Source organism: Prevotella sp. MGM2 (genome assembly GCF_002933955.1).
Classification (GTDB): Bacteria; Bacteroidota; Bacteroidia; order Bacteroidales; family Bacteroidaceae; genus Alloprevotella.
Window position 1 is genome coordinate 1 of sequence record NZ_BEWW01000115.1, and the last position, 751, is coordinate 751.

Consider the following 751-nt stretch of genomic DNA (forward strand, 5'->3'; position numbering starts at 1 on the left):
GAACTGGCCCGTGCCTTGCGCAGCGACTCGAAAAAACAGGGTAACTGGGGAGAAATGATATTGGGTAATCTGCTTCAGGCATCAGGACTGACAGAGGGACGCGACTATGTGGTTCAGGCCGGAACGGAAGATGGGGAGGGCCGGCGGCTCATACCCGATGTCGTGGTGAACTTGCCCGGCAACCGTGCCGTTATAGTGGACTCCAAAGTGTCGCTCACCGCCTTTACCGCTTATGTGGCGGCCGACGATGCTGAAGAGCAGAAGCGTATGCTCAGGGAGCATGTGGCCTCCGTGCGCCGCCACGTGAAGGAACTCTCGCAGAAACGCTATGACAAGGTGGTGAAGAACAGTATCGGATACGTTCTCATGTTCATTCCCGGCGAAGCCCCCTACGTGGCGGCCGTATCGGCCGATGAGCGGCTCACCGCCGACGCCTATGCGCAGCGTGTCATATTGCTTAACCCTACCAACCTGCTCATGGCGCTTCAGTTGGCTTACAACCTGTGGCAGAGCGAAATGCAGAGCCGTAGCGTGGGCGAAATCTACACTTCGGCCGAGCGGCTCTACAAGAAGTTCACGCTTTTTGCGCAGAATTTTGTACAGATAGGCCGCGGTATCCGCCAGTTGTCCGACGTTTACGAGCGTTCGGAGAAGCAATTGACCACCGGTCGCGGCAACATCATTTCGCAACTGGAGGGCTGGAAGAAGAAAGGGCTCACGCCGCCGGCCGACATTCCTGACGCCCTCATGG

General features: G+C 57.7%; 1 protein-coding gene. It reads left to right on the forward strand.

Annotated elements, in window-relative coordinates; all coding sequences use genetic code 11:
• Positions 1 to 751: DNA recombination protein RmuC (locus C5S62_RS02515; RefSeq protein ID WP_133159473.1), on the forward strand; the 751-nt coding region annotated here is incomplete at both ends.